Consider the following 19,714-nt stretch of genomic DNA (forward strand, 5'->3'; position numbering starts at 1 on the left):
CGCACGCCCTGTTCTCAGATCCAGCGCGGATCGATCTCCCCGGTCCAGGCCAGCAGCGCCGCCAATAGAAAGAAGCTGCCGCAGGCCGATTCGACCTTCTGCTCCACCGCCGTGGTGCGATAGCAATGGCCGATAAAGCGTCCATCCTCGAAGTCGGCGCTGCGCACGATCGTCGCCAGTAACTGGCCCGCCTGTTGCCACAGCACCTCAGCCTCGACGGCACCCGCCGCCTGCCCCAGCAAGGCCAATGCCGTCATTGCCGCGGCGCACGGGTCGCTCAGTCCCTGGGGCTGATCAAGGCGATTGACCGGGACGGACAAGCCCCGACTGCCCAACCAATACTGGCTTGTCCTTTCGGCGTCACTGCTGAAAGGCGCACCGTACAAGCGGGCGCCCGTTCCCAGACCGAGCATGGCCCAGGCCTGTCCCCGAGACCAATTGCCCGGGTCATCGCCAGCCTGCCATTGCCCCTGATCAAAACGTGCGTGACTGCTCCAGGTACCGCCCGCGCCGGCGCAGGCACGGAAGGAGGTTTGCAACTGTTGCCGGCCCAATCCCAGCCGTCGGGGTTCGGCATTCAGGGCAAACAGCTGCAGGGTCGCGGCCAGCGGATCGATACTCAAACAGCTGTCACCGTGCTCACCGCCGCCCATCTCGCGGCCGAGGGGGATGCAGCCCAGCACCGGATCAAAAGCCCGGGTCAGGCGCTGCACCGCCTGCTCCGCCAGTTCCTCGGCCTGGGGATCGGCCAACAGGCGTGCGCCCAACCCAGCGCCGTACCAGAAAATCAGGCTGCGATGATGAGTATCGCTGTCGAGTTTGTCCCGCAACCGCTCGGCGATGCGCTGCGCCTGTTGCAGATCTGCCTGGCGCCGACTGCAATGGGCTCGCAGCCACCATAACCCGGCCCAGAACCCGCCCAGCCAGGAGCCGCTGGCAGAGACCTTCCATGTCCCGCTGTCCTGCGTGCAATACAGGGGAAAGGCCTGGCCACAAGCGGCGTCGATCTGCTCCAGTCGCGTGAAGATGGCGTTGATGGCGCGCTGGCTTTCAGCGATCTCAAGGGGATGATCCAGGACGTCGACGTCACTCATTTGACCACCCTCAAGAACGACTCGACTGCGCTGCCTCTGTGGCGTTGCCGAACCCGCGACAACAACACGCTCAGCAGGCAGCCCACCAGCAACACCCCGATCAGTGCCAGCCAGGCATAGGCAAACCCCCATGGCCCGTTCTGCACCAGCCCGAATAACGGTGGGCCCAGAGCAAAACCACCAAAGAAACCCACCGACAGTAAACCCGCGGCCGGTGCCGGGCTGCCGAAGCCCGGGTCGCGCAGGACCATGCTCATGGCAATGGCATTGGTCGCGACTGCGGTCAGCCCCATGCCCAGGGCCCCGGCCCACAACGGCCAATGACTGCCCGGTGTGGCCAGGGAGGTCAGCCACAAGGCCAGGCTCGACAGCAGCAACAACACCAGCAGCAACCAGGACTCATCGGCCATGCGCGCGCCCAAAGGCGTAAGGAAAACCCGCGCAACAATGCCCATGACGCCGAAGCCGGCGATCAGCCCGCCAATCAACGTCGCTGGCATCCCCTGCCCCGCGGCGAACACCCCGAGAAAGGTCACGAATGACGAGAGCACGATGCCCACGCACAGCTGCACGCTCATCAACAGCGCCAACCGGCCGTTGGGTCGGGCAACGGCAAAGCTCAGCGGTTTACCCTGATGCGCCCGGGGGGCCACTCGCGGCCCCAGAAACGCCAGCAACAAGGCCGGCACCAGCAAACTCGCCAAGGCCATACGCCAGCCGAATGTCACCGCCAGGGTCGGCAGCAACAAGCCTGCAAACAGCGCGGAGACCTGCACCCCGGATTGTTTCAAGCCGACCACCGCCGCCTTGTGCCGGGGTTCGACGCGCTCGGCGATCAACAGATTGGTCACCGGGTTGGCCAGCGCCTGGGCAATCCCGCACGCTGCCAGAGCCAACACCACGCCGACGAATCCCGGCAGGCTGGCCAGCAATCCATAGGCGCCCACCGTGCTCCAGAACAGCATCGCCATGGCCCGCCGGGTGCCCAGCCAGTTGACCAGCGGCCCGGCCCACAACGACAACAACGCGGCAAAACCGAAGGCACTCGTGATCAGCCAGCCCAGCCAATGGGTCGGCACGCGAAGGTCAGCGACGATTAACGGGCCGAGGGTGCCGACGGCGTAGAAGATCAGCATCGGCAAAGCCATGGCCGCGGTCAGTACCACCCGCAACCACCAGCCCCGTGGCGCTTTATGTTCAGTCATCGGCCCGCTCCGTGTACCCGCGACGGCCAGTCGAAATCCAGCCCGGCGTCGCCGCAACTGTCCAGCAGTTGCCGCCCCACGGCGCTGATCAAGGCATCGTCGGTGCCGTCGAGAATGTGGGTGGTGCGGGCGGTGCGGTAAATGCCCGACAGTGGTGACAGCTCGCTCAGTCCCTCGGCGCCCATGATCTGAATCGCCGAATCCACCGCCTCGCTCAACGCTTGAGACGCGGCGACCTTGGCGATGTTGACCTCGATGCTGTTGGGCACTCCGGCATCGTGTTTACCGGCAGCGTCCTGCAGCAGCGCGCGGGCACCGGCAATGACCTGATAGACCTTGAATACCCGCTGGCGCACCAGCTGTTTATCCGCCAGCCGCGCCTGCTGGCCACGGGCCGAGTGGATACGCGCGCACATCATATCGAAACAGCGCTGGGCCAGGCCCAGCCAGTGCACCGAGCGCAATATCCGCCCCAGCCCCAAGCGTTCCTGCATCAGCGCCAACCCCTGCCCCGGTTGCCCCAACACATGGTTGGGCGGGACCCGCACCTGCTCGAAGGACAGCTCGCCCTGACCGGAGAACCGGCCGAGGATCGACAACGGCCGCTCGACCCGAAAGCCCGGCGTATCACTGGGCACCAGCAACATCGACAGGGCGTTTTCCAGAGGGCCGGAGCCGGTGCGGGCAATCACCGTGACCAAACTCGCACGCTCAGCGCGGCAGATGAACCACTTGCGCCCGTTCAGCACCCACTGGCCGTCGACGAACTCGGCGTGGCTGCTCAGTGTCGCCGGGATCGAGCCGATGCTGTCGGGCTCGGACATCCCGTAACTGGAGACCAGCGTTCCCGCTGCCAAAGGTGCGAGAAAGCGCTGGCGAATGTCCGCGCTGGCATGCCGGGTGAGCATGTACAGATCCAGGGTGGCATCGTCACCGAAGATGGCCGGGGCGTACTCGGAACGCCCCTCCTGCTCGGCCACCGCCAGGTAGTCGCGCAGGCTGGCGATACGCCCGCCGAGGGCCTGAGGATAAAAACTGCCCCAGAGCCCGGCGGCCCGCGCCTCGGCGCTGAGTTCGGCCATACGCCGGGCGGCTTGTCGGGGCTCCGCCGCCAGTTCGGCCTCCAGCGGGATGATGCGCTCGTCGACAAAACGTCGCACCGCTCGGGCCAGCTCCGCGCTGTCCCGGGTGGCGGTCACTGGCTGTGCACTCAACATGCGATACCCGCCCCGCACTCGAGAAACGCCACCTCGGCGGCCAGGGATTTCTTGTCGATCTTGCCTGCCGGGGTCAGCGGCAGCTGTCGGTAGAAGCGCAGGTACTCCGGCAGTTTGTTGACCTCCAGGCCCTGCTCGCGCAGGTAGTCGGTCAGCTCGCTCAGGGAGAAGCGCGGCGCGCCGTCGCGTAGGGTCACGCAGATGCACACCCGCTGGCCGAGGTCCGGGTCCGGCACCGCCACACAAGCGACGCTGACCACGTCCGGGTGGCCGGTGGCCAGGGTTTCGATCTGCACCGGGCTGATATTGGCACCACCACGAATGATGATGTCCTTCTTGCGCCCGGCCAGAATCAGGTAGCCGTCGGCGTCGATGTAGCCCAGGTCACCGGTATTGACCCAGCCTTCAGCATCGCGGTACTGCGCGTCGAGTTCCGGGGCGTTGACGTATTGCATCGGGCTCAGCGGGCCGCGGGCCTTGATTTCGCCGACGCTGCCCTGGGGCAATTCGTTGCCCTGCTCGTCGGCAATCTTGATCGCACACACCGCCGGGTTCGGCCGGCCGACGCTGTAGAACACCACGTCCTGGGCATCGTCCAGGGTGTTGTGACAGTTCACCCCGTCCGCCGAACCATAGAGGCTGATAAAGCCGCAACCGAACGCTTCGACACAGCGGCGCACGGTCACTTCATCAATCAGCGAACCGCCGCAGATCAGCCCCTGCAGGCTGGACTTGTCGACCTGTTGCAGGCGGGCGTCGGCGGCGATGCGCTGGAGCATGGTCGGTACTCCGAGAATGTGGGTCGGGCGCAGCTGCTCGATGGCCTCGATCGCCGCCCCCACGTCGAACTGCGGTAGCACCGCAATCGAACCGCCGAGCCAGGACAGACTGCCAAACGTGGCAGTGGAACCGAAGGACGACCCCAGCGGCACCAGATACAACCCGCGGAAGCTCTCGCCTTCGGGGTGAATGCGCTGCAGGAAACGCCCGCGCCCGCCCACCAGGGCGTTGTGGGAATAGGCCACCAGTTTGGGTTCGGATTCGGTGCCGGAAGACACCAGCAAGCGCACTGGTGAGTTGGGGCAAACCTTGGGCAATTGCGCTTGCGTCAACGGCTCGGCCTGGAGCATGTCGTGCAGACTCAGCCAGCCGTCCCGGGCACACCCTTCAACGACCAGCACCCGTAGCGACAACAGACTCGGTCGAAGGGCCTCGATGACCTGGCACAGATCGATGCCGGCGTACTCCGCGGGAACGATCACCGCCCGCGCATCGCAACGGCGCACCAGGGCCTGGATGTCCAGGCTGCCGCGTCCCGGTGGAAACGGCGCGACCACCGCGCCCAGCGCCGCGGCGGCGAGGTCAATGGCGCAACTGCGCCAACTGTTGGTCAGTTGATAAGCCACCACATCGCCGGCGACGATGCCAGCGGCACGCAGGCTCGCGGCCATGCGCAGCGCGGCGTCATGCAACTCGCCATAGCTGAGCGTGCCTTCGGGTGAGAGCACCGCCGGTTTCTGTGGAGTACGCTGCGCGTGCTCGCGGAACAGTTGGTAGACCGAACGGTTGGGGTAGGTGCCATCGCGTTCCCAAACACTGCGAACATCGGCGGGGACCAAATCGATAATGCCTGCGTTATTCATCGAAAACTCCAGTGAGCGTTGACCGAGGTATAGGCATTCACGCTTAAACACGTCTTCAATCGCCTGTCTTGAGCCAGCTGTGACAGGTCTTCTACGGCCACGGAGGCCGGTATGTCGGCGTCGCCCAGCACCTGTTGCCAGGTAGCGGCGGACTGCGACGCCAAGGCACTGCGAATCAGCCCATCACGCCCCTCGGGGTCGCTGTGCAAATCGCAGGCGAGGATATTTTCCAATTGCTGAAGTTGGGCCAGGCTCTGGCAGTCGATGGCCAGCAGCCCGGCCAAGGTTGGATACACGCCCTTGAGCAAACTGCTGTCGGCGGTGCTCGCCCCTTGCAGTGGCTGCACGCACAGCAGGTTGGCGGCGCCGAGCAGCGAGCTGTCGACCCGTACCGCCTGCCCGCTGAGCCCACGATGCAGCAAGGCGGCGCTGACCCCTTGAGCCGCTATCACCCCGCCCAGCACATCCAGCACGGTGAACAGCGAGCCGCCCGGCGTCGCCGAGGCCAGGCCGATCTGTTCGCCGACGCCGGACCAGGCCTGGACCACGAAGTCGGTGCCCGGTAACGGTTCGCCCGGACGGTCATGGCCCCAGCCGCCGGCATAGGCGTACACCAGCCCCGGATTGACCCGCATCAGGTCGGCGCGATCCAGGGCCAGTTCGGCGGCCTTGCCCGGCGCCCAGTTGTGCAGGAACACGTCAGCGTCCCTGACTCGCTCGTACAGCTCTTCGCGGCCGGCGGCGGATTTGATGTCCAGCTCACGGACCTGTTTGTGCCGATTGAGGGCGTCAAAGCGCACCGACACCCCATCGACGCAAGGCGGCATGCCGCGCAGCGGGTCGCCACCGGGTAACTCGATGCGGATCACCTTGGCACCCAGCAGCGCCAACAGGTGCCCGGCCAACGGGCCCTGGATCCGGCGGCACGACTCGATCACCGTCAGGCCGCTCAAGGGCAGTACTTGCCCATCCAGGCCAGGCAACGCTTTGCCGCCCGCACTCACCGCGTCGAAGGCCCAGGGCCCCTGTTCCAGCTGGCCGGGCAGATCGGGGTCAGCCCGGCGTTCGGCGAGGCTGCGCACCGGGCACAGCGCAACGCCGCTCAAGTCGCATAGCGCTTTGATTCGGGCCATGGACAAGCGCGCCAGCGCCTGACGGAACACCGCCGGCATCGGCGCCACGGCCTTGGCGTAGCGCAGCAGAAAGGCCTTCCAGCCCTGCCCGGCCAGTTCGCCGTCGATGCCCACCGCCGCCCAAAAGCGCCGCCAGGGATCGGCATCCAGGGTTTCCAGTTCGAAGTGCACGCCGTCGGCCGATACAAAGGGCGGACGATTCTTCGCGCACGTGGCCCCCGGCAACAGGTGTTCGGCTTCGGCACCGGCGGTCGCACCCGCCAAATACTGGGCAATGCCCAGCACCCCGGCTGCGGCCATGGAGGTGGTCACGGTGCTGAAATCGCCACCGCGCAACTGCCCAAGCGCTGCGGCAAACACACCTTGCAAGGCCAGGCTGGCACTCAGGGTCGAGACATAATCCACCCCCAGCCCTTGGGCCTTGCCGCTGGCCCGGCCATGTACCGACATCAGCCCGCAGGCCGCCTGCACGGTGTGCTCGGTGACACCGGCGCAGCTGCCGTCGGGCCAGCCATGAATCAGACCGGTGAGTGGTTTCAGATCGGGGTGGCGCAGGGTAAAACCCAAACCCTCGCGTACCGGATCATCAGTCAGGGTCTGCGGGTTCAGGCCCAGCGTCGTCGCTTGGTAGCGCAGTGACGCGGCCAGTGATGCGAACCCGGCAGTTGAAGAGGCAAAGGAGCCGCTGAGGCTACATCCATGTAAAAGACGAGACATAAAACCTACGCCAGAGTGGTTGCATAACGCTGCGCGGACGGCCTCGGGTGAGGTACGTCGCGCAGGCCCGGAACGATCAGTCAGCAATCAACCACCCGCAACCGCCGGCAGGATGGTGATGGCATCGCCGGCCTTGAGGGGAGTGGCCAGGTTGTCGGCAAAACGAATGTCGTCATCGTTGACGTAGATGTTCACGAAACGATGCACCTGACCGTCGCCAATCAGCCGTTCCTTAACGCCGGGATACTCCCGTTCCATCTGTTCGATCACTTCAAGAACCGTACTTCCCTGAACTTCGACGCGCTTTTGGTCTTGAGTAAAAGTGCGCAACAAAGTTGGCACAATGACGGAAATCGACATGCAGAACTCCCTGGGCCTGAATAAGGCTCTCTTTATTAATTAATTGATCTTTTGTTTAATGCCGCGCCGGCATCAAGTGTCAGCGAACTACATGAATACTTTCTTCGGTCACTTTACGATTAACGATTCGAAAGCTGCGCACCGCCACATCAATATCCGGCAGGGTTGAAATAATCACGTAGTGCACCGAAGCATCACCGGCGTACTGCACATCTTCAGCACTGGGATAGGCCGCGCTGGCGGTATGGGAGTGATAAATCACCCGGCACTCCTCATCCCGTTCATCCAGTTCACGCCAGACCGCCAGTTGCTGTTTCGGCGCAAAGCTGAAGAAGGTCGGTGAGCGCGCCGCGTTGTCCATGGCGATCAGCCGTTCGGCGGTCCTGACACCAGCGGGCGCGGCGATGATGCCGCAGGTTTCCAGCGGATGATCCCGCCGCGCCTGCTCCAGCATGGCCTCCAGCAGGCCGGCACGAATCCTCAACATGCTCGCCCCGCCTGCGTTAATAACTCGGCAACGTCGGCTCGACGTCCCGCACCCAGGCCAGTACGCCGCCGTCGAGGTTGCGCACATTGCTAAAGCCCAATTGCTGCAATTGCAGCAACACAGCCCTGGAGCGCGCCCCGGACTTGCAGTGCAGGACCAGATTGGCGTGCTTGCCAAAACGGGTCTCGATCAGCGCGGCGGTATTCGGACCCTTGGGGATGTGCTGGGCGCCCTGGATACGCACAATGTCCCACTCGGTACGCTCGCGCACATCGATCAGTAGCACATCCTGGCCGCGTTCGCGCAGGGCTTGCAGCTCCCGGGCACTGATGGACGGAATGTCCGAAGGCTGCACGCCCTTGGGCGCGGTCAGGCCGCAGAACGCCTGATAATCGCTGAGGGCGGTGATCGGCTGACGCCCGGGTGAACGGCGCAGCGGCATCTGTCGGTAGGACATTTCCAGAGCGTCGTAGACCATCAGGCGCCCCAACAGGCTTTCGCCGATGCCGGTGATGAGCTTGATGGCCTCGGTGGCCATGATCGCGCCGATGGAGGCGCAGAGAATGCCCAGCACTCCACCCTCCGAGCAGGATGGCGCCAGTTCCGGGGGTGGCGGCTCCGGGTACAGGTCGCGGTAATTGAGGCCGACACCACCGGGGGCGTTTTCCCAGAACACCGAGGCCTGGCCCTCGAAGCGGAAGATCGAACCCCAGACATAGGGCTTGTTGGCCAGCACGCACGCATCGTTGACCAGGTAGCGGGTGGCGAAGTTGTCGGTGCCGTCGAGGATCAGGTCGTACTGGCTGAACAACTGCACCGCGGTTTCCGGTTCCAGGTGCTGATCGTAGAGATTGACCTGCACATGGGGGTTCAGATCCTTGATCGCCGCGGCGGCGCTTTCAACCTTCAATTGACCGACCGTGGCCACCCGGTGAATGACCTGGCGCTGCAGATTGGACTCGTCCACCCGATCGAAATCGATGATGCCCAGGGTGCCGATGCCAGCCGCCGCCAGATACAACAAGGCCGGTGAACCCAGGCCGCCCGCACCGATGACCAACACTTTACTGCTCTTCAAACGACGCTGGCCTTCAAGGCCGACATCGGGAATTAACAAGTGCCGGCTGTAGCGGGTTATTTCTTCATTACTTAGGCTTGCAAGTGGTTCTACAAGAGCGGGAAGTTTCATAACTAACACCTGTTACTGAATGCAACCGATTCTCAGGCAGCAACTTCAATTAATCAATTCAACGGGGCTGGATTTTCATATTCAGAAGCCACGTTTTTGTATGCATTTAAACAATCGCCGGCAACTTATGACGAATAGATGAAAGCCCTGTTTCGAGGGCTTTCATGGTCGTCAATAGCGTCAGGCGAGGAAGGTCGACATGTCCTTGCACACGGCGCTGAACGCCTCGACAAAATGCCGCGCCTCGGCGTCGCTGAGCACCAGCGGCGGCTGGATGCGCATCACCCGGTTGTTGTTGGCGGTGACGAACGTCAGTACCCCATGCTCCCTCGACAGCTTGCTGACGAAGCGCAGCACGAACATCTCCTCGAAGTTTTTCTCCACCTCGCTGATAGCCTCCTCGATATGCCGCTTGGCCTTGCCCGACAGCATGCGATAAGTGCCCGCCGCATTCCCCGGAATGCGGCTGGCGAACTCACGCACGAACGCCTCGACCCCACCGTGGAAGCTGTACTCGAACTCGATGGCGATCATCAGCCCGATGCCTCGCACCTCGCGGATGAACGGGTAACCGCTGACCGCCTCGCGCAGGGCCTCCTTGAGTTGCCCGCCGACCCGCGCGGCATTGCCGGCCAGGTCTTCATCGGCGATCACGTCCAGGGTTGCCAGGGCCGAGGCCGAGGCGAAATTGCCACCGCCGAAGGTCGAGGTATGCAGGGCGAAGGTATCGATGCTGCCGTAAGCGCGGTCCCACAACGCCGCGCTGGAGAGGGTCGCGCCGATGGGCACGGCACCGCCGGAAAGGGACTTGGACAGCACCAGGATATCCGGCACCACCGCCTCCCACTCACAGGCGAAGAGCTTTCCGGTGCGCCCGAGACCGGTCTGGATCTCGTCGAGAATCAACAGGCAGTCATGGGCACTGCACAGCTCCCGGACCTGTTTCAGGTAGCCCGCGGGCGGCAGTATCACCCCGCCCTCGCCCTGGATTGGTTCGAGGATAAAGGCACCGATATCGCCCTGACTCAAGGCCGCCTCCAGCGCCGCCAGATCGCCGAAGGGGATCGAATCGCAGCGCGACAACAGCGGCTTGAACGGGTCGCGATGTTTGTCGCGACCGGTCACCGACAGCGCGCCCAGCGTCTTGCCGTGATAACCATTGTCGCAATACAGCACCCGTGGACGCTGCATGGCGGCCATGGCCAGTTTCAACGCGGCCTCGATTGCCTCGGTGCCGGAGTTGCTGAAAAACACTCGCTCCAGGTTGCCCGGCGCCAGCTCGCTGAGACGCTGCGCCAACAGGCTGGTTTGCAGCGGCACCGAGACGTACTGGACGAAAGTCGGGTGCTGCTGTTGCAAGTACGCCTGCAGCGCCTGGTTGACCCGCGGGTGGTTGTGCCCGGTATTCAGGCAGCCATAACCGGCGACGAAATCCAGGTAGCGGCCCCCGTCCAGGTCGGTCAGCCAGCAGCCGCTGCCGTGGGTGAACACCCGCTCGATATGGTTGAACTGATAGAACTCGCGCAGCACCGGATTGATGTGCTCGCCAAAACAACGCAAGACTTCGGCGCGCAACGCGGCCGGCTGGTCGACGGTCGGGGTTGCCGTGGGTCGTCGATGGAAACGGCGCAAGGCCTGGAAGTCTTCTTCGCGCAGACGCTCGCCATAGGACGCCATGGGTGATGGAGAAAAACCGTGCAACTCGGCGATTCGGCCGATCTCCAGCACACGTTCTTCGGGCAACTCGCGGCCAATGGAAAACGCCTCGGCACGCCCCTCCAGGGCCAGCACCAGGGTTTCCGCCAGGCAGCCGTTGAGGAATTTCTTCGGTGCCAGCCCTAGGGTTTCGGTGCCGAATCGCAGGGCCTCACTGGCCGATACCAGACCGCCGTCGATGATCAGGATGTCTTTGCGATCATGCTGAAACGGCAGCACATCACGCGGCAACGCGGCGTCCACTACCACCGAGCCCGGTGCCAGCCGATAGGGATCAATCACCCCGCCGCTGGACGTCGCGGCGACGTAGAAGCGCACTTCGTCGTAACAGCTGTCGATGTCCGCCGTCATGCGCACCTGACCGTGCATGTAAGCCGGCAGGTACGCCAGGCTTTCGCGGCCCTGCTCGGCGCTGCCGCGGTGCACCAGGCGCAGGCGGCAACCGTCCCGGGCCAGCAGCTTGGCGATGACCATGGCAATCGAACCCGGGTAACCGACCACTGCCACTTCGCTGTCCACGGGCGACACCTCGAGGCGGGCCATGGCTTCCAGCACATTCTTATAAGCCGCGTAGGCCGTGAGCGAGTTGCCGGTGGTCACCGGCACGCCGCTGCGGTCCAGGGTCTGCAAACCGCGATTGCCGACGATGGCGGTAAAACCGCCCAGGCCGACCAGTTGCGCGCCCTGCTCTTTCAGGCTTTGCACACCTTCGAGCACGCGCCCGGCTATGGTTCGCGGCTGGCTGAGCATCTGCTCGGCGGTCAACGGCAGGTAATGCAGGATGCCTTCGCAGGTCGCGCCGCTGGCACTGACGATGCGCCCGAAGTCGGCGAACGGCACCAGGTTGCGCGGCTGCCAGAGTTGGGCCTGATAGCCACGGTCCTGCTCGGCGAGGGTGCGGTCCAACAGGTCGATGATCTTCACCTGACGTTGCAGGGCGATGGAGGTCGGGTGGGCGATAAAACCGAATTTCATGGGGGTATGTCCTGGGTTCTGGCTCATTGACGGTTCCAAGCGGTTTCGGAGACCAGGCTCAAGCCGTCGCCTTCCGAGTTATGGGCCAGCAACACGTCGAAAATATTCAATTGTCCGGGGCGCGTCAGGGCGCTGCGCAGGCTCGCTTCATCGAAGGTCACCAGTCGTTCGCGGTGCAGGCTGATGGGCCCGACTCGCTCCAGCGGTGCCGCCAAGGGTGCGGCACTGGTCACCGCGACCTGTTGCGCGCCATTGTGGGCGTAGCGTTTGTCGAGGTAGGTCTGAATCAACGACAACAGGCCGTTGGTGAGGTAGAACAGGGTGACGTTACGCTTTGCCACCCCGGGGTCCTCGGCCAGCCCCTGGGCCAGCCGCGCCTCGATATCCGGCACCAGCGCCCGGGCGCCGTCGCCGATAAAAGCCAGGACATTGCCAGTGCCAGTGATGGCGATATAGGGCAAGGCCATCAGCGCATCGCCCATCAAGGCGCGCCCGTACCAGCCGGAAAAACCCGGATCGGTGCGTGGCACATTGCGCACCGCCGAGATGCCACAGCGGCCAACGTCATAGACGCCAATATAACGATAGTCCTGCTGCTCGATCAGTTCGCGCACCAGGTTGCCCAGGCGGCGAAAGAAGTAGTTGGAGGTCATCGGCAGAGTTTCGATGTGGTCCGCCGCCACGCTCTCGCTGGTTGCGCGCAGCACCTCGAGCTTGGCCCGGCGCAAGGCGAGAATCTGCGGCTCGACCTGCAAGCCCCGCTCGATGTGATCGAGGAACACATCCAGCGGCACATCCAGGGCCAGGTCGGTAAAGGGCGAAAGATGCCGCGGCTCATGGTTGACCTGCACCACCCGCAACTGACGCTTGAGCTTGCCTTCGGAAAACGGCGTGGCGGCCTGGTCGACCTTGCCCTTGAGGAAGAACACGCAATGGCTTTGCGGCCCATTCACTTCGTGGTCGGTGTGCACGAACTGATAGACCCGTCGGCTGAAGCCGTACAACGACAACGGCCCCAGATAATGCGGCACCGGCCGCCCCTCGTGGTAAGGGCCGACACTGCCGGGCTGAGTAATGCTATCGGCCAGGCCGATAGCACCACGTTCGGCCAGGGCATGCACCCGTTGCCGCTGCTGATCACTGAGCTTGCCGCACTGCCAGAGCAGGTGCAGCGGCTGGTGGTTGATCAGATCCAGAGCCTGATCCAGGGCCTCGATCTGGGTGCTGCTGAGGAGGATTGCCGGGGTCACTGGCAGCTCGGGCAGGCGCACATCCAGCGGCACCTGAGGCCGGGATTCCAGCACTCCCTGGGTGGCCAGAATGAACACCGGTTCGGCCCGTTCGGCGAGCATGGCGAAGGCTTGCTCCAGACAGGCACCGATCTCCTCGACCTTGCGGATGAACACCTGGCGCAGGCCTTTGGCTTCGATCACCCGTCGCCCGTCGTTGTCACCGTCATGGGTGCCCTGGAAGGCGTACCAGACGCTTTCCGGGCTGTCGGCGCAGATGATCAACCCCGGTGCGCCGAGGCGCTTGAGGTTGGCCAGGGTGCCGCGGAATTCATCGATCATGCCCGAGGTCACGGTGATCACATAGGCCCGGCCAAACAGCTGCCAACCGGCCATGGCGCTCACCGCCAGGCTGTGTTCGTTGCAACCGCTGAGGCAACGCACGCCCGTGCCGGCGACGTTTTGCTGCATGGACTGGATCAACCCGGCCACCATGGAACCGGTGTAGGAATGAAAGTCCCAACGCTCCTGCCAGCGACTGCGCATAAAGCGCGTCACTTCGGTGGCCAGGCTCACCGACAGCAGCGGGCCACTGATGGAGCGGGCCAGCAGGCGATTGAAGTGGGCATGTTCCAGGTGATCCAGGACGATCCGCAACAAGTCCGCGCGCCGCGCTGCGCGGTCTTCCCCCGCCACCCGCAGATGGCGATTGCCACCGATGCGGTTCATCCACCCCGGCAAGGCCGACAACGCGCAATACAGCAGCGCCGAATGGGGCGACAGGCGTGCATTGGGCGCGGCGGCGATCAGCTCGTCGAAAGGGTCTTCGACGCCGGCCTGCGCTTGCTCGCCCAGGTCGAGAATGAACAGCTCGTTCGACAGACGCGGGTCGAGGTGGCGTAACCGCGATTGCGCCGCCTCGACCGAATCGAAGGTCATCAACCACAGATCGGGCAGCGCTGCGGTATTCGCCGGGCGGCCTTGCAAATAGCTCTGGGCCTGGACCATCAGGGTTTCCAGAACCGCCTCGCTCCTTGGCCGTGGCCCCAGGGTCCGATGCATGTCTTCGCAGCCTCCAATCGTCAGTGGCCAGTCAGCGGCGGTGGCAGGTGGCTGCAAGCCGGCCTGCAACTGCTCGATGACAAAGCTCACATCCTCGATCAGAGGCTCAGCCTGGGTAACCAGACAGATACCTAAGGTTGCCTTCATGGATTCATCCTTACTCAAGTCAGACTTACGATTGAATGGCTCGCCGCTGTGGACCATGGCCCTCAGCTCGAACCGTACGGGGCGCCAACTGCCTTGTTGGCATCCCCTTGTGAAGACCGGCCGTGGCCACCGCGATCGAACGCCGGGCAGCCAAGGCCAGCGCACAGACCACGAACATCGCCAGGGACAGACCGGTCAGCATTCCCACATAGCCGCCGCGATCGAGGAGCACCCCGGCGGCAATCGGCACCAGCATGCGCGTCAGTACAAACAGGCTGGCTTGCAGCCCGTAGTCCGCGGCTTGCCGATGCTCGCGGGAGAAAAACATCATCAGGGCGAAGACCAGTGTCGACACCGCGCCCATGGCCGTGGCCAGCAGGAAAGCCGCGGCCACCAGCCAGCTCATCCCGGCCTGCAACCCCACCGCTGCTGTCAGCGCCAGCAGGGCGAACAACGCCCAAACCATAAACAGCGCAATCGCCCGCCCCGGCCCCAGACGCTGAAGCAGACGACCACCCAGCAGGCTGGCCAGGGCTCCCACCACGCCGCCGCCAACGCCGGCAATCAAGGCCACTTGCTGCGCTGCCATACCCTGGTCCAGCAACAAGGGTTTGAGGTACAGCCAAGCGGCACCGACAAAGGGAAAGCTGCTTAGCAGCACCCAGGTCCACAGGCGCGCACCGGGCTGGCGGAAATAGCCCGACCAGTCGGCCAGGGGCGGTCTGGCCAGCGCCGCAGTTGCAGCCTCAACGCAGCCTTCGCGCAGCCAGGCCAGGGGCAACAACGCCAGCAGCAGGCCCGCGGCCATCAGCAGAAACGGCGCCTGCCAGCCCCAGCGGTTGTGCACCAGCAACATCACGCCGGCGCCGACAATGGCACCGAGAAACAGCGCCGCCGACCGGATGCTGCCGGCACGAATCCGCTGGGACTGCGGCAGCAATTTGATCGCCAGGGCATTGACCGGGATGTCCGCCCAGGTCGCCAGCACCCCGGCGGCGAACGCGAGGCCGAACAGGTACCCGCGATGGGCCGTGATCGCCTGCTGGCTGACTACCACCAGCAACAGCGCCAGCAACAGGCACAGCACCAGGGCCCAGGCTCGGTAATGTCCGCGTGCGAAGCGATAGCGCTGCACGGGCAAGGCCAGCAGGAACTTGAACACCGCCGGCAAGCCAGCCAGTTGAAACAGGCCGATATCCGTGCCGGACCAGCCGTGCTCGCGCATCACCAGCGGCAACCCGAGCAGCAGGTAGATGCTCGGCACCGCCAGCACGAAACTCAGCCAGCCAAAGAGCAGTTGCAAACGCCAGGCGCCGGCGTCGCCCTGGCGGTTCATGAGGCACTCCGTCGCGCCACCAGCACCGACACCGGCGCCACGGCGAAAGCCACTTCGGGGTAACTGTCGATATTGATGAAACCGGCCTGTTGCAAGGCTTCGCTCAAGCCGCCGGCATGGGTCACCTGGCGTCCGAGCATCTGCATCGACAGGTAATAAGGCATGACCCGCCGAGCGTGCTCCGGGTCTGCGGGGATTTCCGCATGGGCGCTGACCAGCACCCCGCCCGGGCGCAGCGCAGCATGAATCTTGGCCAGGGCTGCAGCCATGTCCGGGACGAAATGCAGCACCGAGGAACACCAGATCAGGTCGTAGCCTTCACCGATCGAATCGCTCGCCAGATCACCGCCGCGTACATCCAGGCGTTGCTCCAGGCCGGCCCGGCGAATGTTGTCCGCCGCCACGGTCACGGTCTGGGCAAAGTCGAACACCTCGCCGGTGAGCAGCGGGTTGTCCCGGGCCAGGGCAATGGCCACCAACCCCGGGCCACCGCCCAGGTCGAGCATGCGCCGCGCGGTGGAGAACTCCGGCACCTGGGCCATCAGGCGCAACGCCACATCCACGGTAACCGCCCGTTGTTCCTGGTCGATTTGCAAGCGCGCCGCCGTGGTCCAGTTGTCGATGGTGGTCGCCACATTCGGCACCTGGCCACTGAGCTGGCCGGTGCGCACTTGATCGCCAAGCTGGCTGCCGAAATGCCGCAAGCCGCGCAGGCGAAAGGTCCAGGCGTCGCCGCAATAGTCCGGCGCATCCGCTCGCAGGTAATCACTGGCCACCGCGGTGTTGCAGTAATGGGGCGGCTGGCGGTCGTCGCGCTCCAGCAGCTCCATGCTCCACAGCGCCTCCAACCAATAGCCGGTATTGGCCGGGTTGAGCTGTAACTGCCGGGCAATCGCCAGAGCCGTGGCCGGCACTTGCAGCAGGTTGAACAGTTGCCAGTCCAGGGCGATGCGCAGCGCATCGGCGCGTACCGCCGCCAGGGTCAGGTCCCAGTAAGGTTGCAGGGGATGGGGGGATGCCAGGTTGATTCCGTTCATAGTTCGCAGCTCATTATGGTCATCGTTCACAGTTCGTAGCTGACCCGCAGGCCGATCTCCCGCGGTGGGCTGTAGACCCGGGCGGTGCCATTGAGGTAGCCGACGGCGTCGTAGCGCTTGTCTGCGGCGTTTTTCACGTAGGCGGAAATGCCGTAGTGGCTGAAGTCGTAACCGACATTCAGGTCGATCAGGCCGTAGCCGCCACGGCTGAACTGGTTGGCCGAATCCAGGTAGGTCTTGCCGACGGCACTCACGCCGCCCTGGGCGTACCAGCCGGCGGGCGCGTCATAGCGCAGGCTGAGGTGGCCGGTGAGGTCTGGCGCAAAGGGGTTGCGGTTGCCCTGGTAGTCGTTGTTGCCTTCCCTGAAGCGCTCGAAACGGGTGCGGTTCAGGCCCACGGCGCTGACCACCCGCCAGTTGTCGGCGAACAGGTATTCAGCTTCCAGTTCAAGCCCGGTAGAGCGCGCCGCGGCGGCGTTGGTGATGTACACCACTCCGGGCTGGATGATCTGCTGCACCTGCATGTCACGAACGTCCATCCAGTACAGCGCCGCCGAGTAACGCAGGCGTTTGTCGTCGAGCCAGCCCTTGGCGCCGACCTCGTAGGTTTTGACTTTTTCCGGGTCATAGCCGGGGTAATTGGCAGCGCTGGAGAAGGCGTTGAAACCGCCGGCGCGAAAGCCTTCGGCGTAACTGCCATACAGATAAGAGTCGGGCTGCCACTGGTATTGCAGCGCCGCTTTGGGGGTGAAGCGTTGCCATTTATCGCTCTGGCGGCTGCCGACCGCCGGGTCGAGATGCACCTTGTCCTGCTCGGCCCGGGCGCCGAGCGTCAGCGTCCAGCGCTCGGCCAGGGGCATCACCCATTGGCCGAACAGCGCCGTGGTGTTGCCACCCGATTTCACGTCGGTGCGGGTCAGGCGCAGGGGCAACTTCTGTTCATAGGACAGGTCGTGATCGTCGCGGTCGGCATAGGCACCGAGCAGCCATTGATGATCGCGCCACTGGCCTTCCAGGCGAAACTCCTGGGACAGGGTGTTCATGTGGTAATCGCGGCCCAGGTGGAACAAGTCCGCCGGCATGAAATCGGTGTCCTGCCGGACCCGGTCGTAGAAGTCATTGCGCGCGGTGATCGAGCGCACCTTCAGGCCGGAATCGAATTCATGCAGCACGTCCAGGGACAGGCTGCGGCCGCTGGAGTGGTTCCAGCTCGAAGTCCCGGAGCGCACCTCGCGCCGCGAGGCATTCACCGCGCCCCACTGCGAACCGCCGTCGCGATAATCCTGGCGGCTGTAGCGCACGTTAACGTCAGTGGCCAAACCCGGGGTCCAGCGCAGGACCATCCGTGCGCTGTGCCGTTCGCGGTCATCGGCCTGGCCGCCGCGGTAGGCGTTGTCGATAAAGCCGTCCTGCTCCAGCCATTGCCCGGACACCCCGGCATAGAGGGTGTCCGGCACCAGAGCGGTGCTGGCATCGGCGCTCAGGGTGCGCTGGTCGCGGCTGCCGCCACCGGCTTCAATACGTGCGTAAGGCTCGGCATCGGGCTGGCGGGTGTGGATGCTCAGCACCCCGGCTTCGGCGTTACGGCCGTAGAGGGTCGATTGTGGCCCACGTAGGATCTCGATGCGCTCCACACCCAACAGGTTGTGGTCGAAGCCCTGCCCCATCAGGGTCGGTACGCCGTCCACCAGCATCAGCATCGAAGACGAAAACGCCGTGGGACTGGAGGTCAGGCCGCGCACCACCGGCAGGTTGGTACCGGACTGGCCGAAGGGTTGAAAGGTGAAGCCGGGGGTGGCCCGGGCCAGGCGTTCCAGATCATCGATGGTACCCTTGCGCAGGTCTTCGCCATTGAGCACCGACAGGCTGGCCGGGACTTTCTCTTGTTCCTGCTCGATCTTGTTCGCCGTGACTATGACCGACGGCAGCTCAGTCTGCGCAACTACGGTCGTCGCACCACCCACCCAGCAGCCAACAAACAGCGTATAACCGCTGGCTTTCAACACATGCTTGCTCATTGCTTTCCCCATCAATGAATCAGCGCACTGCCACGTCCGGAGATGGCAGTTGACTTGGAAACATGTTATTCATTAATGCGAATGCTTATCATGTGTGTACGTATGGATTCTGGATTAATCCATATGCGAGCCGCAACCCAATCAAGGAGGACAGTAAAAGTGGCGGTCTTACAGAGGATTTCTCAGTCGTATCGAGTCGCGTCAACGCACTCGCGGCTGGTCAGCAACGACACCTGCGGCTGGATGCGCCAGCAATTGCCGGAAGAGTTGGGTGAGTGTTACTCAGAACGTTTGTGCCTGGATGACGACCTGATGGTGGTGCGTTCGCGCTACCGCCCCACGCGAAACCTGATCGAGGAAACCGTCAGCCCGCACAATCGCCATATGCTGGTGATCACCTTCGGCATGCAGGGCGACTCCGGGTACAAGGGCGCAGATGGTTCGGCAGTATCGTTTCGCGCCGGCTACACCACCATCACCTCGTTCCAGCTGAGCCTGGGCGAACGCTGTTACGAAGCCGGGGCAACGGTGTCCCAGTTGCGGTTGCTGATCGGCGAAAGCATGCTCAACAAGTACATTGGCGAGCAGCGCACCCGCCAGTTGCTGGGCAACGGCAACGTGCGCCAGTTGGCGTTCCAGAAGACCTCGGCGGCCAGCGCCAGCCACGCCAGCGCCCTGACCCACTACCTCAATCAAGGGGTGACCGGCACCCTGGACATGCACATTCACACCCTGAGTCTGCTCTCCGAACAGCTGAAACTGCTGAGCCCTGCGGCCTGTTCAGAAAGCCTGCAGTTCAGTGTGGTGGACATCGAGAAACTCGACCGCGCCCGGGACATCATGATCGAACAAATGGACCAGCAACTGACCATCCCCTACCTGTGCGCCGCGGTCGGGCTTAATGAATTCAAACTCAAGGAAGGCCTGCACTACCGCTTCAACTCCACTCCACACCGCATGCTTCACGAGATCCGCATGCGCAAGGCATATACCCTGCTCGAGAGCGGTTGCCAGGTGGCCCAGGCGGCCTATCAGGTGGGCTATAAGTTCCCCAACAACTTCAGCGCGGCCTTTACCCGGTTTTTCGGCAAGCCACCCAAATCGGTATTCGGCAAGCGCCGCTGAGCAATCGCAAGGAGCACATCCGAC

Annotated in this window: 14 protein-coding genes; 1 reads left to right on the forward strand and 13 read right to left on the reverse strand. The window is 63.9% G+C overall.

Annotation, left to right across the window (positions count from 1 at the left end):
* Nucleotides 1-14: 14 nt before the first annotated feature.
* From ACA044_RS16715 to ACA044_RS16775, 13 genes are all read right to left on the reverse strand, one after another.
* The gene (locus ACA044_RS16715) at nt 15-1,094 is read right to left on the reverse strand and encodes a glucuronyl hydrolase (protein WP_497442404.1); all 1,080 of its coding nucleotides are present in this window, start codon (nt 1,092-1,094) and stop codon (nt 15-17) included.
* A complete protein-coding gene (locus tag ACA044_RS16720; protein ID WP_497442405.1) occupies nt 1,091-2,299 on the reverse strand; it encodes an MFS transporter in 1,209 nt (402 codons plus the stop codon). The genes ACA044_RS16715 and ACA044_RS16720 overlap by 4 nt, the downstream gene beginning before the upstream one ends.
* Entirely contained in the window at nt 2,296-3,516 is a 1,221-nt protein-coding gene (locus ACA044_RS16725; RefSeq protein WP_497442406.1) for an acyl-CoA dehydrogenase family protein, read from the reverse strand. Before ACA044_RS16725 ends, ACA044_RS16720 begins: the two co-directional genes overlap by 4 nt.
* Nucleotides 3,510-5,159: a class I adenylate-forming enzyme family protein gene (locus ACA044_RS16730; RefSeq protein ID WP_497442407.1), complete on the reverse strand. Its 1,650-nt coding sequence runs from the start codon at nt 5,157-5,159 to the stop codon at nt 3,510-3,512. The genes ACA044_RS16725 and ACA044_RS16730 overlap by 7 nt, the downstream gene beginning before the upstream one ends.
* The gene (locus tag ACA044_RS16735) at nt 5,156-7,009 is read right to left on the reverse strand and encodes a CoA transferase (RefSeq protein ID WP_497442408.1); all 1,854 of its coding nucleotides are present in this window, start codon (nt 7,007-7,009) and stop codon (nt 5,156-5,158) included. Before ACA044_RS16735 ends, ACA044_RS16730 begins: the two co-directional genes overlap by 4 nt.
* An 87-nt stretch (nt 7,010-7,096) precedes the next feature.
* Complete coding sequence (locus ACA044_RS16740) at nt 7,097-7,369, reverse strand: MoaD family protein (protein WP_205888366.1); 273 nt, start codon at nt 7,367-7,369, stop codon at nt 7,097-7,099.
* A 79-nt stretch (nt 7,370-7,448) separates the two neighbouring features.
* The gene (locus tag ACA044_RS16745; RefSeq protein ID WP_497442409.1) at nt 7,449-7,856 is read right to left on the reverse strand and encodes a M67 family metallopeptidase; all 408 of its coding nucleotides are present in this window, start codon (nt 7,854-7,856) and stop codon (nt 7,449-7,451) included.
* A gap of 16 nt (nt 7,857-7,872) precedes the next feature.
* Nucleotides 7,873-9,045 (reverse strand): molybdopterin-synthase adenylyltransferase MoeB, encoded by a 1,173-nt coding sequence (gene moeB, locus ACA044_RS16750; RefSeq protein ID WP_497442410.1) that lies wholly within the window; start codon nt 9,043-9,045, stop codon nt 7,873-7,875.
* Between the two features lie 180 nt (nt 9,046-9,225).
* Entirely contained in the window at nt 9,226-11,736 is a 2,511-nt protein-coding gene (gene pigE, locus ACA044_RS16755) for a prodigiosin MAP biosynthesis aminotransferase PigE (protein ID WP_497442411.1), read from the reverse strand.
* Nucleotides 11,737-11,759: 23 nt separating this feature from the next.
* Nucleotides 11,760-14,174, reverse strand: coding sequence for a decarboxylase (locus ACA044_RS16760; RefSeq protein ID WP_497442412.1), 2,415 nt, complete (start codon nt 14,172-14,174; stop codon nt 11,760-11,762).
* 25 nt (nt 14,175-14,199) lie between these two features.
* Nucleotides 14,200-15,510, reverse strand: a complete 1,311-nt coding sequence (locus ACA044_RS16765; protein ID WP_497442413.1) for an MFS transporter — start codon at nt 15,508-15,510, stop codon at nt 14,200-14,202.
* Complete coding sequence (locus ACA044_RS16770) at nt 15,507-16,547, reverse strand: methyltransferase (RefSeq protein ID WP_497442414.1); 1,041 nt, start codon at nt 16,545-16,547, stop codon at nt 15,507-15,509. Before ACA044_RS16770 ends, ACA044_RS16765 begins: the two co-directional genes overlap by 4 nt.
* A 26-nt stretch (nt 16,548-16,573) precedes the next feature.
* Nucleotides 16,574-18,565, reverse strand: coding sequence for a TonB-dependent receptor (locus ACA044_RS16775; protein ID WP_497442415.1), 1,992 nt, complete (start codon nt 18,563-18,565; stop codon nt 16,574-16,576).
* Between the two features lie 159 nt (nt 18,566-18,724).
* On the opposite strand from ACA044_RS16775, the gene ACA044_RS16780 reads away from it, so the two are divergent.
* Complete coding sequence (locus ACA044_RS16780; RefSeq protein ID WP_497442416.1) at nt 18,725-19,690, forward strand: helix-turn-helix domain-containing protein; 966 nt, start codon at nt 18,725-18,727, stop codon at nt 19,688-19,690.
* The last annotated feature ends 24 nt before the right edge of the window (nt 19,691-19,714 follow it).

The organism is Pseudomonas sp. LBUM1673 (assembly GCF_059695645.1).

Excerpts from the sequence above, each read along its gene's own strand:
- ACA044_RS16715 (WP_497442404.1), bottom strand. The coding sequence starts at position 1,094 with ATGAGTGACGTCGACGTCCTGGATCATCCCCTTGAGATCGCTGAAAGC.
- ACA044_RS16720 (WP_497442405.1), bottom strand. The coding sequence starts at position 2,299 with ATGACTGAACATAAAGCGCCACGGGGCTGGTGGTTGCGGGTGGTACTG.
- ACA044_RS16725 (WP_497442406.1), bottom strand. The coding sequence starts at position 3,516 with ATGTTGAGTGCACAGCCAGTGACCGCCACCCGGGACAGCGCGGAGCTG.
- ACA044_RS16730 (WP_497442407.1), bottom strand. The coding sequence starts at position 5,159 with ATGAATAACGCAGGCATTATCGATTTGGTCCCCGCCGATGTTCGCAGT.
- ACA044_RS16735 (WP_497442408.1), bottom strand. The coding sequence starts at position 7,009 with ATGTCTCGTCTTTTACATGGATGTAGCCTCAGCGGCTCCTTTGCCTCT.
- ACA044_RS16740 (WP_205888366.1), bottom strand. The coding sequence starts at position 7,369 with ATGTCGATTTCCGTCATTGTGCCAACTTTGTTGCGCACTTTTACTCAA.
- ACA044_RS16745 (WP_497442409.1), bottom strand. The coding sequence starts at position 7,856 with ATGTTGAGGATTCGTGCCGGCCTGCTGGAGGCCATGCTGGAGCAGGCG.
- moeB (WP_497442410.1), bottom strand. The coding sequence starts at position 9,045 with ATGAAACTTCCCGCTCTTGTAGAACCACTTGCAAGCCTAAGTAATGAA.
- pigE (WP_497442411.1), bottom strand. The coding sequence starts at position 11,736 with ATGAAATTCGGTTTTATCGCCCACCCGACCTCCATCGCCCTGCAACGT.
- ACA044_RS16760 (WP_497442412.1), bottom strand. The coding sequence starts at position 14,174 with ATGAAGGCAACCTTAGGTATCTGTCTGGTTACCCAGGCTGAGCCTCTG.
- ACA044_RS16765 (WP_497442413.1), bottom strand. The coding sequence starts at position 15,510 with ATGAACCGCCAGGGCGACGCCGGCGCCTGGCGTTTGCAACTGCTCTTT.
- ACA044_RS16770 (WP_497442414.1), bottom strand. The coding sequence starts at position 16,547 with ATGAACGGAATCAACCTGGCATCCCCCCATCCCCTGCAACCTTACTGG.
- ACA044_RS16775 (WP_497442415.1), bottom strand. The coding sequence starts at position 18,565 with ATGAGCAAGCATGTGTTGAAAGCCAGCGGTTATACGCTGTTTGTTGGC.